A 13,166-nucleotide genomic window follows, 5' to 3' on the forward strand; every position below is an offset into this window, starting at 1 on the left:
ATCTGTATGAGGGCCGCTCGCACTGTCTGTGAGCCGTTACTTTGTCAGAAGATTGCCATGACCTTGCAACACCACAGCGGCTTGCTGCCTTCCATCCTTGTCTCCAGCCAAGACCTTGCCCGGCTTGAGGCATTGCTCGATTCCCCAGCGTTCAGCAAGCATACCGCCGACGCGCTGAGCGACGAATTGGGCCGCGCACGCGTGGTGCCACCCGACCAGATTCCCGGCGATATTGTCACCATGCACTCACGCATCGAATGCGAAGACGAGCTGCACGGCGACCGGCATACGCTCACACTGGTATATCCGCATGAGGCCGATTGCAGCACAGCCGCATCTCGGTGCTTGCGCCGGTCGGCAGTGCGCTGCTCGGCCTGTCGGTCGGTTAGAGCATCGACCGGCGCACGCCCGACGGACGCAATTTGCGCCTGAGCGTGACTACCGTGCACGCTCAACCCGCAGCCGCGGGCGACCTGCAACGCTGAGCCCGCCAACGTAGCGCGCTGCGTCCTATCCACGACCCGTTCCACGATTCGAGAGAAACCGCATGACTGCATCCCCCTCCAAGCTTGCCCAGCTGCGCGAACTGTCCGTCGTCGTTGCCGACACCGGCGACTACGAGGCCATCAAGCGGCTGAAGCCGGTCGACTGCACCACCAATCCCACTCTGGTCAAAAAAGCGCTGGACTTGCCGGTCTATTCGGACCTGCTCGAGTGCGAACTGGCCTGGGGCCGCGAGCACGGCGGCGAAAATCGCACCAGCACCGTCAACGAAGTAGCCGACCGCCTCACTATCGGCGTGGGCGTCAAGCTGTCCGAACTGGTGCCTGGCCGCGTCTCCACCGAGGTCGATGCCGACCTGGCGTACGACACCCAGGCCACCATCGCCAAGGCGCGCAAGTTTGTCGCGATGTACGCCGAGCGCGGTGTGCCTAAGGACAAGATCCTGATCAAGATAGCAGCGACCTGGGAAGGTATCGAAGCGGCCCGTCAGCTACAGCTGGACGGCATCGATTGCAACCTGACGCTGATCTTCAACCGCTCCCAGGCACTTGCCTGCGCAGAGGCCGGTGCGTTCCTGATCTCACCGTTCGTGGGCCGTATGCTGGATTACTACGTGGCCCAGGGACAGACCCCGACAAGCATCGACGAAGATCCTGGCGTAGTGTTTGTGCGCAGCGTCTATAACACGTTCAAACAGCGCGGCTCGTCCACCGTGGTGATGGGTGCCTCGTTCCGCTCCACCGCGCAGATCGAAGCGCTGGCCGGTTGCGATCGTCTGACCATCTCGCCGGACCTGCTGGAAAAGCTCGAAGCCGAACAGGGCGAGCTGCCACGCAAGCTCTCGCCTGCGAAAGCCGACAACGCCCAGGTCACCTCGATCGACGGCGACAGCTTCGCCGCCGACCTGGCCGCCGATGCCATGGCCACCGACAAACTGGCCAGCGGCATCGACACCTTCGCCAAGGATCTGCAGGCACTGCGCAAGACCATCGCCGACAAACTCGCCGGCTGATCGCAACACCTCAGTCACCTGGCACCGACGCCTGCAGCCTTGTGACTGCGGGCGTGTTAACGCCGCCGGTCGCTGTTGGCTATCGGCACGCTGCCACAATCATGTGGATAAGCGCGTTGCAATCCGGCCCGGCTTTTTCGTCAGGCATCGAGCCCGATCGGGCAGCTCACTCCCGTTCCGCCAAGCCCGCAATAACCATTGGGGTGCTTGGCGAGATATTGCTGATGATCGTCTTCGGCGTAATAAAACGTGGGCGCCGGGAAACGGATCTCCGTGGTGATTGCGCCATATCCTGCGGCGTCCAGCTGCTGCTGGTACGCATCGCGGCTTGCAAGCGCGGCGTCGTATTGCGCCTGTGTCTTGCAATAGATCGCCGAACGGTATTGCGTGCCGACATCGTTGCCTTGCTGCATGCCCTGGGTAGGGTCGTGGCTTTCCCAGAAAGTTCGTAGCAATTGCGCGAACGACACCGACTGTTCGTCGTAGACCACCAACACTGCTTCGGTATGGCCGGTCTGTCCGGAACATACTTCGGCATACGTTGCATTGGGCGTTTCGCCACCGGCATACCCCACCGCCGTGGTGTACACCCCAGGCACATTCCAGAACTTGCGTTCCGCGCCCCAGAAGCAGCCAAGCCCGAATTGCACCTGGGCCATGCCGGTGAAGTCCCCGCGCAACGGATGGCCGTTGATCAGGTGCGTGTTGTGCAGCGGCAGCGCTTGCTCACGGCCAGGCAGAGCTTCGCCTGGACGTGGCAGGCGTTGCTTGAAGGAGCCGATTCCAAGCATGATGCAACTCCGCAATCGAAAGGATTGCCTGTTGGATGGCGCCGGCCGGAGCGGCTTTCAAGCCTGCCCGGTCGGTCAGTACCCGCTTCGCCTTGGCTTACGCAACCGCTGCACGCCTAGCCACATCGAGCAGCCCCCCAATTATGCCCAGTGGCATATTCTAAAATACGCTGATCGGCTTAGAGCGGCTAACAAAACGTAGCGAGCAGTCGTCAGGGGGTGCGGACGCCGCGTAGCAACCGGAGTGTACGCGTGGTAGCAGGGCTGGCGCCGGATCTGATCAGCGCAACCTCATCATCCCCTTGAGCGCGGCGATGCTTGGCGGCATGGGCGCGGTGTTTGCGGTAGCGTGGTTTGCCTCGGCGTTGCGGGCACGCCGCTCGATGCAATCCGGGGCTATGCGCAGGCGCTGGAAATGGGCCTGTGCGCAAGCACCGCCTGCGCCTGGCTCAGATGCATGAGATCGCCAGCCAATTCCACACATGCAGTGCGTCTTCCCACAACACCGGCACTTGGCGGGTCGGCGAATAGCCGGCGATGCGCGCCTGGAATTCAGGCGTATTGAGCGGCAGCGCGACCTCCTGGAACGACACCTGGAAGTGCCGCAACAGCAGCCACGGCCGCAACGACCAGCAGGACAGAGTCTTGTCGCCGATCACTAGGCGGGGCAGTAGCATGCGTGGCGCGCTCCAAAGGGGTCGCCGCAGCGTAAGCGCCGCGACCGGCGTCGACTAGCCCCGCAGTCTGATCGCAACGCGCCCTGCCCTGCCCGCACAGTGCCCGCCAACATGGCCTGCACGCGGCCAGCGACGTGCGCGTGCAGGCAAACCCCGGCAAGCCACCCGCACGCCGCCTACCCCTAACCGATGCCCACCGCCTAAACTTGTGGTTTACCTATTGCTGATGCGCGCATGTCCCAGACCCTAGCCACCGACGCCACCGCCCCGGCGGAGAAGAAAGACTTCATCCGCCAGATCGTCCGCGAGGATCTAGCCAACGGCAAGCACACGGTCATCCGCACCCGCTTCCCGCCCGAGCCCAATGGCTATCTGCACATCGGCCACGCCAAGGCGATCTGCCTGGATTTCGGCCTGGCTGCCGAGTTCGGCGGGCTGTGCAACCTGCGCCTGGACGACACCAACCCAGCCAAGGAAGATCCCGAGTTCGTGGTCGCCATTCAGGACGACGTGCGTTGGCTAGGCTTCGAGTGGGCGCAGCTGCGGCATGCCTCGGACTACTTCGAGGTGTATTACCTGGCCGCGGAAAAACTGATCCGCGACGGTCATGCGTTTGTCTGCGATCTGTCCGCAGAACAGGTGCGCCAGTACCGCGGCACGCTGACCGAACCCGGCCGCAATTCGCCGTTCCGCGGGCGCAGTGTCGAGGAAAACCTGAACCTGTTCCGGCGCATGCGTGCCGGCGAGTTCCCCGATGGTGCGCGCACGCTGCGCGCCAAGATCGACATGGCCAGCGGCAACATCAACCTGCGCGACCCGGCGCTGTACCGCATCAAGCACGTCGAGCATCAGAACACCGGCAATGCCTGGCCGCTCTACCCGATGTACGACTTCGCGCATTCGCTGGGCGATGCGGTGGAAGGCATCACCCACTCGCTGTGCACGCTGGAATTCGAAGACCACCGCCCGTTGTACGACTGGTGCGTAGACAAGGTAGACCTGGGCGCGCATCCGGAACTGCTGCAGCCGTTGCTGGACAAGGGCCTGCCGTACGAAGCGGCCAAGCCGCGCCAGATCGAGTTCTCGCGTCTCAACATCAACTACACGGTAATGAGCAAGCGCAAGCTCACCGCGCTGGTGGAAGAGCAGCTGGTGGACGGCTGGGACGACCCGCGCATGTACACGCTGCAGGGTCTGCGCCGTCGCGGCTATACGCCAGCGGCGATGCGTTTGTTCGTGGACCGTGTGGGTATCAGCAAGCAGAACTCGTTGATCGATTTTTCGGTGCTGGAAGGCTGCCTGCGCGAAAATCTGGACGCCGCCGCCGCACGCCGCATGGCAGTGATCGACCCGCTCAAGCTGGTGCTGACCAATCTGCCGCAAGGCCACAGCGAAACACTGAGTTTTTCCAATCATCCCAAGGACGAGAGCTTCGGCACGCGTGAGGTACCGTTCTCGCGCGCGTTATGGATCGAGCGCGAGGATTTTTCCGAAGTCCCCCCCAAGGGCTGGAAGCGTCTGGTGCCCGGTGGTGAGATTCGCCTGCGCGGTGCCGGCATTGCGCGCGTGGATGAGGTGATCAAGAGCGCTACCGGCGAGATCGTCGAGCTGCGTGGCTGGCTGGATCCGGAATCGCGTCCGGGCATGGAAGGCGCCAACCGCAAGGTCAAGGGCACCATTCATTGGGTCAGCGCCGCGCATGCGGTGGAAGCGGAAATCCGCTTGTACGACCGTCTGTTTGCGGTGGAGAGACCCGACGACGAATCCGAAGGCAAGACCTACCGTGACTATCTCAACCCCGAGTCCAAGCGCAGCGTGCGCGGCTATGTGGAGCCGAATGCGGCGCAGGCCGCGCCCGAGCAGTCCTTCCAGTTCGAGCGCACCGGCTACTTCGTTGCCGATCGCCACGACCACAGCGCTAGCACGCCGGTTTTCAATCGCAGCGTGACCCTGCGCGACACCTGGGCCAAGTGAGTGAGGTCAGCATCGGACCCTCAGCCAGGACGCGCATGCGCAACTGGACTGCAGGCTGTGCTCCTCGGGAACGCCGCAATGTGCCTGCCCCGCCCCTGGTTCACGCGCCTATTCCCGCACGCTGTGCAGCGCGGTAGTTTCGCTGTCGATCGGACTGGTAGCTTGCTCGCGACACCACCCACTTCATCACCAGCAGTCACTCCGGCCGAAGCGCTCTGGGCGATCGTTTCAAACACCAGCACAGAGTCGCAAGATGTCGATCCGGGCGCCGCAGCGCCGGGCATCTGTGATCTGGCCACGCCTCGCACAGCGCGGGCTTACCATGGCAGCTCATATGTTCTGATCGGAGCAGCCGCATGTCCCGCATTTTGTACTGGTGTTTGAGCAGCCTGTTGTTGATGGCGTGTCTTGTGTCGATCGGCTGTGTGACCGCACCACCGATCGAGGCGGCCACACAGCCTGCGGCGACCGACAAACCGATCACCGTCACCACCACCTGCCGCAGCGATGCCGATTGCACGGTGAAGAACGTCGGCAACTGTTGCGGTGCGTTTCCGGCCTGCGTCAACGTCAACAGTGCCACCGACCCCAAGGGCGTGATGGCGCAGTGCCAGGCCAGCGGCAAGATGAGCGTGTGCGGATTCCGCGAGATCAGCGCCTGCCAGTGCGTGACCGGGCAATGTACCGCGAAGCACGCGCAGGCCGATACACTGCGCCCCGCACCTGCCTCTACAGAAACGGCCCACTGATGCTTTCTGTGCAAGTCCACCTCACGCTACCCGACTGGATCCACGCATATGTCGACGACAGCCGTGCCTATCCCGGCGATGAGGACAAGGTGGCACTGGCGATCGAGCTGTCGCGGATGAACGTACAGGCGCGCAGCGGCGGCCCGTTCGGCGCGGTGGTGTTCGGCCCGGATCACCACATCATCGCCGCAGCAGTAAACTGTGTCGCGCCGCAGACCACTTCGCTGGCGCATGCCGAAAACATGGCCTACATGCTCGCCCAACAACGCCTGCAGACGCCGCGCTTGAACGATGTGCTTTCGCCGGTGACGCTGGCCACCTCCGCGCAACCGTGCTGCCAGTGCTACGGCGCTACCGTATGGGCCGGCATCGACCGCCTGCTGATCGGCGCACGCGCCGAAGACGTGATGGCACTGACCGAATTCGACGAAGGCCCATTGCCTGCCGACTGGGTGGGCGAGCTCAGCCGCCGCGGCATCGACGTGGTGCGCGATGTGCATCGCGAACAGGCCTGTGCGGTGCTGCGCAACTACAACGAGGGCGGCGGTGCCTATTATTGATCTCGCGCGGATTGATTGCGCACACCGGTCGCAACGATGAGCGGCCTGCTGTGTTATTGCCGCCAGGGCTTCGAGCCCGAGCTGGCTGCAGAATTGAGCGCGCGCGCCGCATTCATCGGCATCGCCGGTTATGCGCGCACCCAACGTCACGATGGCTATGTGCTGTTCGTCTGCGACGAGGCTGCACAACTTGCCGCCAAATTGCACTGGCGCGAGCTGATCTTCGCGCGGCAGAAGTTGGTAGTGATTGCAGAGCTGAAGGGCATCGACCCCAAGGACCGCATCACGCCAATCCTGGCCGCGCTGGAAGGGCAACAGGGCTTCGGCGATCTGTGGGTCGAGCATCCGGATTCGGATGCGGGCAAGCCGTTGGCAGGCTTGGCGCGCAGCTTCGGCAATGCGCTGCGTCCGGCCTTGCGCAAGGCCGGCCTGCTTACCGACAAACCGCAGCCGCGTCAGGCGCGTTTGCATATCTGTTTTCTCGATGGCGACCACGCCTTGCTGGCAGTGGCCGACAGTACCGACAGCGCGCCGTGGCCATTGGGCATTCCGCGTTTGAAACTGCTGCCAGAGGCGCCATCGCGCTCGGCGCTCAAGCTCGACGAAGCATTGCTCACCCTGCTCACACCGGAAGAACGCGCAGCGCTGGTCAAGCCCGGCATGCGCGCAGCCGATCTGGGCGCCGCGCCCGGTGGCTGGACCTGGGTACTCACGCGTCAACATGTGCACGTCACCAGCGTCGACAACGGCCCGCTACGCGAGCATGTCCTAGACACCGGCCTGGTCGAGCATCTGCGTGCCGACGGGTTCCATTGGAAGCCCGCGCAGCCGCTGGACTGGATGGTCTGCGACATGGTCGAACAGCCGCGCCGTGTGGCCGAACGCATGGCCACCTGGGTGCGCGAGGGCTGGTGCCGCAACACCATCTTCAACCTCAAATTGCCGATGAAAAAGCGTTGGGACGAGACCCGGCTGTGCCTGGATCTGTTCGAGCAAAAGGCGGAGAAATCGCTGATCGTGCGCGCCAAGCAGCTGTATCACGATCGCGAAGAAATCACCGTGCTGGCGATGCGCGGCTGATGTGCGGGAAGGGATTGGGGAATTGCGCAAGTGGGTGACTGACGGCGGCAACGATGTGGTCACTGGCGCAGCAGCGTCGCAGCGGGCCGAATTCACAGCACGATCCGCTTACTACCCTCGCGTGCCGAGCGGTAGATCGCGTCGACAATCCGAATATCGCGCAGGCCTTCTTCGCCGGGTGCACGCAGCGGCGTGCCATTGATGATCGCAAGCGCGTCTTCGTCCATCTGTAGCGCCTGCTGGTTCAGCACCTTGGCATCGAATACACGTCCGTCGCTGGCCTTGCCGGTCACGCCCTGGTAACTCTGAAAGGGCGACAACTCGTACCAGCCACGCTCGCATTCTGCGCGCAGCACATTCATATTTTTTCCGAAGCTGGTCTTGCACTCGGCAAGCACCGCATTCGGAAATTCCAGGGTGAAGTCCATATGCTCGTCGACTTCATCGAATAGGTCAGGGCGATCGGTCCAGCGCCTGGCCGTCACCGCCAGCGGCTCGGTGCCCACCGTGTAACGCGCTGCGTTGAGCGGATATACGCCCATGTCGTACATCGCCCCCCCACCGAATTGCGAACGCAACCGCCACGGACGGGCTGCCTTGGTCGCACCGTGATAGCCGTTGTAACCGGCCTGTGCACGCACGCGCTGCATCGCAGCGAACGGCTTGTCGCTGGTCATCGAGATCAGGCGACGGGTATTGGGCTCGTGCTGCATGCGGTAACCGATCGTCAGCGCCACCTTGTTGCGCTTGCACGCGGCGATCATGGCTGCGCACTCGCCGGCATGCATCGCCATCGGCTTTTCGCACCAAACATGCTTGCCAGCGGCAGCAGCACGCAAGGTCAGCGGCGCATGCAGATGGGTCGGGGTCACGACATACACCACATCGATGTCGTCGTTGTCGGCAATGCGATGGAAATTCTCGTAGTTGTAGACGTTGCGATCGGCAATGCCGTACTTGACCTGCCACTGCGGAATCTTGGATGCCGTGCCGGTAACGATACCGGCCAGCTTGCAGTGCTTGGTCAATGCCAGACCCGGCGCGAGTTGTTCGCTGGCATAACTGCCCAGCCCCGCCAATGCCACATTGAGGGGTTTTCCAGGCTTTTTCTTCGGCAGCGCCCAAGTGGGTGCCGCGAGCAGGACGCCTGCACCACCGAAGGCGGCAAGCAAGCGGCGACGTGTCAACGATTCCGCAGGCATGCAAAGCTCCTTTGCAAGATTAGCGCGTGCTACTCGCGCACCTTACTTGATCGCAGGTGATTACCGCCATGGTGACTTAGGCACGTTCTGGCACACTGCTAACGATCCCATCTGGAACGTGCCGCATGAGTGCTGTTGTCCGTCTTCGTTTTTTGCCATTGACATTACTGTTGTCCAGTTCGCTGGCGAGTGCTGCCGATGCGCCGTTCGTTGCGCGCGACCTGGTCGGCGATGGCGCATTCACCAATAATGCCGAAGGTCCTGCCGCTGGGCCGGATGGTGCGATTTACGCAGTGAATCTGGGCAAAGAAGGCACTATCGGGCGCCTCACGCTGCAAGCGGACGGCAGCGCGAAGGCAGAGGTCTTTGTCACCTTGCCGGAAGGCAGCACCGGCAATGGCATCCGCTTTCGTGACGGGGTGATGTATGTGGCCGATTACACCGGCCACAAAATCCTGCAGGTGAATCTGCAAACCCGAGCGGTCAGCACGTTCGCTTCGCTGCCAGGGTCCGATGGACCGAACGATCTTGCGCTTGCGCCCGATGGCAGCTTCTACGCAAGCGACCCAAACTGGAAAGACAATAGTGGCCGCCTGTGGCACATCAGCCACGATGGTGAAGTGCACTTGCTGGAAGCCGGCATGACCACCCCCAACGGACTGGATGTCAGTCCCGACGGCAAACATTTGTACGTCAACGAAAGCATATCGCGCAGAGTATGGGTGTACGACCGTATCGATGGGGGCCTGCGTAACAAGCGTCTGTTGATCGCCTTCTCTGACTTCGGCATGGACGGCATGCGTTGCGATGCCGACGGCAACCTCTACATCGCCCGCTACGGAGCTGGGCAGATTGCCGTGGTGTCCCCGCAAGGCACATTGCTGCGCACGGTCGCGCTGACAGGCCGCAAGGCCAGCAATCTCGCTTTCGGTGGCAAAGATGGTAAACAGGTGTTCGTCACGCTGCAGGATCGCGGCGCAGTTGAAACGTTCAGGTCCGATCGCGCCGGGCGCGAAACCGGGCACTGAAACTGCTACGCGCGCCGCACTGGTTCTCAAGCCCCGCACCAGCGTCCTGGCATCCTGCAGGTCACCTGTGGAGGAACTGCTCATGCAACCGATCGAACTGAATGATGCGGCCGCCTTTGGCAGCGAATTCCTGCGACTGACCCTGTTGCAGGGATTTCAGTCGTTGACCAAACGGGACCTGGAATTGCTGATCTTCGTGCTACTTGAACGCGACGGCGCCGTCTCGCACGATAGCTCCAACGCGCTGGTCGCGCTGCAACTGCGGGTGACCTTGGCCAAGGTCAAGGCACTGCGTCGCGACGGCTATGCACGCTGGCGCCCGCTGGTGCCAGAAGAAGGCGAGGCGGCGATGCAGCGCATCGTCGCCACCGTGCTCACCGAAGACAACCTGCGCGCCGGTGCCAAGCACGCAAGCGAACACAACCGTAAGCAAGGGTATCTGGCTGTGCGCATCGAACACCCCGATGACGCGCAACAATTCCAGCAGGCCATTCTCGATGTAGGCGCGCTGCCGGTGTACGAGCGCAACCGCGAAGTGGTGGCGGTGCGTTTCGATACGCTACTGCAAATCGCCGAGCGCTGGGGGTATCTGCAGCAGGATGTGCAAGCCACCGTACGCGAGCTGCAAAAGCTCACGCCCACGGCGGAAGAAGTGGCGGATCTGTTGAAGAAGGACATCGCACACCTGCGTTGGGACGATGTGCGTCGCACGCTCAACAGTCTCGGCGCCAAGGCCGTGGCCAGCACCGCCGAGGGCGGCTTGGAGGGTTTGTTGAGGATCGTGTTTCCCTTCATCCCTGGCTGAGGGAAGGCACCATCGACAGCAAAGTCCAGTTGCAGGCGTTGCTGCCCTACGCTGGCTGATCTGTCGGCCAGCGTAGGGCAACGCGCAGGCCTTATCGCCACACGCCAACGCCCCTGGCACCCAGCTCAACGTGCCCGACACGCTCTATGCGTGCGGGCGGTTCCACATCAGGGGGACCTGATGACCACCGTTCGTATGACCTGGGTTCTCCGTGTTGCCTGCTGCTCGGCAGCAACGCGTTCGCGCAACAGTCGCCTACCCCGGCTGGCAGCATGCCGCTGATCGACGTGTCCAGCGTGATTGGCATCCAGCCACCGTCCAGAGCGAGGTCACCCATCAGGCCCAGTTGGAGCGCACGTGCCGCCGGCATGAAGATCGCCAATGCATTGGCCGAGCGCGCCTTGATCGAACGTCTGGATTCGCGTGCGATCTGGCGATTGCCGCCGAAGAGGCGCAGTTCGGCCTGTCGGAGGTCAACTGGGGCATCCTATCCTGCCCGGCAGTGGCGTCACCAAAGTCGCAGTGGAGTTGCTGACCGTGCGCGATGCGATGTGGATGACGCCGACCGGCGAAATGATGGACGGCACGATGCCGACGTCGCCCAGGTGCTGCCCAGCCTGTGCCCTACTCCATGCCGATCGCCGGACAGGTGTGCCTTTCGCTGACCCGCATCTTGGCACCGGCACAGCGGCGCTACGCACCGAGCCCGGTTTCGATGCGGCATCGCTGCGCCATCTGACCGCACTGGTGAGCGGCGCCGCGCCGCATGCCAGCGAGGCGCTGCTCGGCTGGCTGGACGATGGCATTTCGATGATGTGCGCTTGGGCATGAGCGAGGCCGGCACAGTGTTCGGCATGTCGGTGGACTGCGCGGTGATCCGCAACAAGTTGGGCGCAGCCGGCATCTCCACCCTTGCCTTGCAGACGCGCGTGGTCGATGGCAATGGCGATGACTGTCGGGTCGGCGTAGTTGGCGAACTGCTATTGCGCCGCCCCAATCGATGGGGAGAAGTGTGGGGTATCTGGCAATCGTGCCCATCGATGAGACGCCGGACCCGGAGCAGATCCGCAGCTATCTGATCACCCGCCTAACCGATGCGCTGGACCGACAGCACACCACGTCGCCGACGAAGCATTCGGCCTGGACGCAGTCGGCCATCAAGCCATCACGCAGACTCGTCCAGCAGGATGTCGTCTTCGCCGATCTGGTCATCCACCCACACCGCACCCTGCTCGGCCATGACCGCCAACTGGCGTTCCAGCTCGCGCATCAGCAGCCGCACACCGGGCTTGTGAACGGCACTGCCATCGCGATAGATCACCCCACCTGCGCGCGCCTGTGAAGGCTGCTGCAGTTGGAAGGCGCGTAACTCGCCGCGCGCGATATCGCCGGCCACCATCATGCTCGGCATCACTGCGATGCTATCGGTGCCGAGCAAAATCTCGCGAGTGAAACAGGCCGAACTGGAACGCAATTGGTCGCGCGTGGCCAACCCGTGTTCGCGCATCACCTGCGCCACGTCGCGCTCCACATGCTGGCTCAGCGTCGGCAGTACCTGCCGGTACGCAGCCGCTTCGCCAATGCGCACCGGGCCGTTAGCGAACAACGGATGGTCGCTCCGCGCCACCAGCGCAATCGGATCCTGATACAACACTTTGCGGATCAATGCATCGTAGCGGGCCAGCGGGTACAGCCGGCCTACGACGAGATCGATTTCGTTGCCGGCCAACTTCGGCAGCAGCTCGTCGGTACGGCCGTGCAACAGGCGCACCCGCAGCGTCGGCTCGGCACGGTACAACCCAGCCAGCACAGCTGGCAGCAATCCGCTTGCCGCTACCGGCAGTGCGCCCACATTGATCGTGAGCGCATCGTTCTGCAACAGGCCTTCGAAGGTGTCCTGTGCACGGCGCAGCTGGCCGAGCACGACGTGCGCAGTCTGCACCAGCACCTCGCCCATCGCGTTGGGGCGCACGCCGCGCGAATGACGCTCGAACAACGGCGCCCCGACAATTTCTTCGATCTCCTGCAAGGCACGCGTGAGTGCGGGCTGGGTGACATTCAATACGCGTGAGGCGCGGAGCAGGCTTTTCTGCCGGTCCAGCGCCTCGATGACACGTAGATGCCGGACCTTGATGCGGTGTTCGAAGAACACGGAGGACATGGTCATGGGAGGTGGACCTTACGTTGGGAAGTCGGGTAACACAGCAATAAGGCATATGGTCGATGCGATCAGACGGCGTGTATCCGGCACACACCGTATCTGCGCGAAGTCTTCAAAAAATTCGCCGCGCATGATCGCGTAGACCTGCAGATTGGTCGCCCACACCACACGGGCGAATTTTTCGATGACGAAAAATTTGGCGCCGTATCGAACCAGACCAAGCCAGTCGCGCGTACGGATCAGCGCCTTTTCGTACTCGGTGAGTTCGGATTCCTGCATCAACACTTGCGCATCCGGCAGACAGCGGTCGCGCCACGGGGTGCGGACCATGTGCCAGAAAAAACGGTCGATACGCAGCGCACGATTGCTGATGCGCAGATCGAACAGATGGGTACCGTCGATCTTGGATGCTTGCCATGCTGCACTCCTGCGTTGCGGCCCAGCCACTTTTCTTTGGGGGCCGAACGCGCATCATTGATTTAGTCGGGATCAGCGATGCAAGGGATCCCAACAAATGACGACCAACGCCCCAGGATCGCCAAAACGCTATCCTTGGGATTCAAATTGCCATCAAGCGTTCTCATCTGCAAGGCTTTTATTCAGGTATTGCGAGTTTTCCCTTC

11 protein-coding genes, 1 other RNA gene and 4 pseudogenes are annotated in these 13,166 nt (G+C 62.6%); 10 read left to right on the forward strand and 6 right to left on the reverse strand.

Features of this window, described 5'->3' with window-relative positions; translation table 11 throughout:
• Positions 1-57: 57 nt before the first annotated feature.
• Positions 58-485 (forward strand): annotated as a pseudogene (gene rnk, locus J5I97_RS15850) (nucleoside diphosphate kinase regulator).
• 62 nt (positions 486-547) lie between these two features.
• Positions 548-1,516: a transaldolase gene (locus J5I97_RS15855; protein WP_208587540.1), complete on the forward strand. Its 969-nt coding sequence runs from the start codon at positions 548-550 to the stop codon at positions 1,514-1,516.
• Between the two features lie 140 nt (positions 1,517-1,656).
• Here J5I97_RS15855 and msrA read toward each other — a convergent pair whose 3' ends face one another.
• From msrA to J5I97_RS15870, 3 genes and pseudogenes are all read right to left on the reverse strand, one after another.
• The gene (gene msrA, locus J5I97_RS15860; RefSeq protein ID WP_208587541.1) at positions 1,657-2,307 is read right to left on the reverse strand and encodes a peptide-methionine (S)-S-oxide reductase MsrA; all 651 of its coding nucleotides are present in this window, start codon (positions 2,305-2,307) and stop codon (positions 1,657-1,659) included.
• Between the two features lie 186 nt (positions 2,308-2,493).
• A non-coding RNA gene (locus J5I97_RS15865) (sX9 sRNA) lies at positions 2,494-2,569 on the reverse strand.
• 199 nt (positions 2,570-2,768) lie between these two features.
• A pseudogene (locus J5I97_RS15870) lies at positions 2,769-2,984 on the reverse strand (glutathione S-transferase); the annotation flags it as partial.
• A 234-nt stretch (positions 2,985-3,218) separates the two neighbouring features.
• Here J5I97_RS15870 and J5I97_RS15875 point away from each other — a divergent pair.
• The 4 genes from J5I97_RS15875 to rlmM all read left to right on the forward strand — a co-directional run bounded on the left by J5I97_RS15875 (position 3,219) and on the right by rlmM (position 7,347).
• Positions 3,219-4,958 (forward strand): glutamine--tRNA ligase/YqeY domain fusion protein, encoded by a 1,740-nt coding sequence (locus J5I97_RS15875; RefSeq protein ID WP_208587543.1) that lies wholly within the window; start codon positions 3,219-3,221, stop codon positions 4,956-4,958.
• Positions 4,959-5,314: 356 nt separating this feature from the next.
• The gene (locus tag J5I97_RS15880; RefSeq protein WP_208587544.1) at positions 5,315-5,707 is read left to right on the forward strand and encodes a hypothetical protein; all 393 of its coding nucleotides are present in this window, start codon (positions 5,315-5,317) and stop codon (positions 5,705-5,707) included.
• On the forward strand, positions 5,707-6,267 hold the full coding sequence (locus J5I97_RS15885) for a nucleoside deaminase (RefSeq protein WP_208587545.1): 561 nt from the start codon (positions 5,707-5,709) through the stop codon (positions 6,265-6,267). The genes J5I97_RS15880 and J5I97_RS15885 overlap by 1 nt, the downstream gene beginning before the upstream one ends.
• 36 nt (positions 6,268-6,303) lie before the next feature.
• Complete coding sequence (rlmM, locus tag J5I97_RS15890; protein ID WP_208587547.1) at positions 6,304-7,347, forward strand: 23S rRNA (cytidine(2498)-2'-O)-methyltransferase RlmM; 1,044 nt, start codon at positions 6,304-6,306, stop codon at positions 7,345-7,347.
• Between the two features lie 92 nt (positions 7,348-7,439).
• Here the strand turns inward: rlmM and J5I97_RS15895 are convergent, their stop codons facing one another.
• The gene (locus J5I97_RS15895) at positions 7,440-8,549 is read right to left on the reverse strand and encodes a Gfo/Idh/MocA family protein (RefSeq protein WP_208587548.1); all 1,110 of its coding nucleotides are present in this window, start codon (positions 8,547-8,549) and stop codon (positions 7,440-7,442) included.
• A gap of 125 nt (positions 8,550-8,674) precedes the next feature.
• Between J5I97_RS15895 and J5I97_RS15900 the strand changes: the two genes are divergently transcribed.
• The 4 genes and pseudogenes from J5I97_RS15900 to J5I97_RS15915 all read left to right on the forward strand — a co-directional run.
• Entirely contained in the window at positions 8,675-9,577 is a 903-nt protein-coding gene (locus J5I97_RS15900) for an SMP-30/gluconolactonase/LRE family protein (RefSeq protein WP_208587550.1), read from the forward strand.
• Positions 9,578-9,659: 82 nt separating this feature from the next.
• Positions 9,660-10,382 (forward strand): hypothetical protein, encoded by a 723-nt coding sequence (locus J5I97_RS15905; RefSeq protein ID WP_208587551.1) that lies wholly within the window; start codon positions 9,660-9,662, stop codon positions 10,380-10,382.
• 418 nt (positions 10,383-10,800) lie between these two features.
• Positions 10,801-10,967 (forward strand): annotated as a pseudogene (locus tag J5I97_RS15910) (enoyl-CoA hydratase-related protein); the annotation flags it as partial.
• Positions 10,968-11,078: 111 nt separating this feature from the next.
• Positions 11,079-11,398: pseudogene (locus J5I97_RS15915) on the forward strand (AMP-binding protein); the annotation flags it as partial.
• A 149-nt stretch (positions 11,399-11,547) separates the two neighbouring features.
• Here the strand turns inward: J5I97_RS15915 and J5I97_RS15920 are convergent.
• Positions 11,548-12,549, reverse strand: a complete 1,002-nt coding sequence (locus tag J5I97_RS15920; RefSeq protein ID WP_002811827.1) for a LysR substrate-binding domain-containing protein — start codon at positions 12,547-12,549, stop codon at positions 11,548-11,550.
• 12 nt (positions 12,550-12,561) lie between these two features.
• A complete protein-coding gene (locus J5I97_RS15925; protein ID WP_208587552.1) occupies positions 12,562-12,990 on the reverse strand; it encodes a protocatechuate 3,4-dioxygenase in 429 nt (142 codons plus the stop codon).
• Between the last annotated feature and the right edge of the window lie 176 nt (positions 12,991-13,166).

Origin of the sequence: Xanthomonas fragariae, from assembly GCF_017603965.1 — a bacterium.
GTDB classification, from domain to species: Bacteria; Pseudomonadota; Gammaproteobacteria; order Xanthomonadales; family Xanthomonadaceae; genus Xanthomonas; species Xanthomonas fragariae_A.

What these genes read in the sequence shown, in the direction of transcription:
- J5I97_RS15855 (WP_208587540.1), top strand. Translation starts at nt 548, where the DNA reads ATGACTGCATCCCCCTCCAAGCTTGCCCAGCTGCGCGAACTGTCCGTC.
- msrA (WP_208587541.1), bottom strand. Translation starts at nt 2,307, where the DNA reads ATGCTTGGAATCGGCTCCTTCAAGCAACGCCTGCCACGTCCAGGCGAA.
- J5I97_RS15875 (WP_208587543.1), top strand. Translation starts at nt 3,219, where the DNA reads ATGTCCCAGACCCTAGCCACCGACGCCACCGCCCCGGCGGAGAAGAAA.
- J5I97_RS15880 (WP_208587544.1), top strand. Translation starts at nt 5,315, where the DNA reads ATGTCCCGCATTTTGTACTGGTGTTTGAGCAGCCTGTTGTTGATGGCG.
- J5I97_RS15885 (WP_208587545.1), top strand. Translation starts at nt 5,707, where the DNA reads ATGCTTTCTGTGCAAGTCCACCTCACGCTACCCGACTGGATCCACGCA.
- rlmM (WP_208587547.1), top strand. Translation starts at nt 6,304, where the DNA reads ATGAGCGGCCTGCTGTGTTATTGCCGCCAGGGCTTCGAGCCCGAGCTG.
- J5I97_RS15895 (WP_208587548.1), bottom strand. Translation starts at nt 8,549, where the DNA reads ATGCCTGCGGAATCGTTGACACGTCGCCGCTTGCTTGCCGCCTTCGGT.
- J5I97_RS15900 (WP_208587550.1), top strand. Translation starts at nt 8,675, where the DNA reads ATGAGTGCTGTTGTCCGTCTTCGTTTTTTGCCATTGACATTACTGTTG.
- J5I97_RS15905 (WP_208587551.1), top strand. Translation starts at nt 9,660, where the DNA reads ATGCAACCGATCGAACTGAATGATGCGGCCGCCTTTGGCAGCGAATTC.
- J5I97_RS15920 (WP_002811827.1), bottom strand. Translation starts at nt 12,549, where the DNA reads ATGACCATGTCCTCCGTGTTCTTCGAACACCGCATCAAGGTCCGGCAT.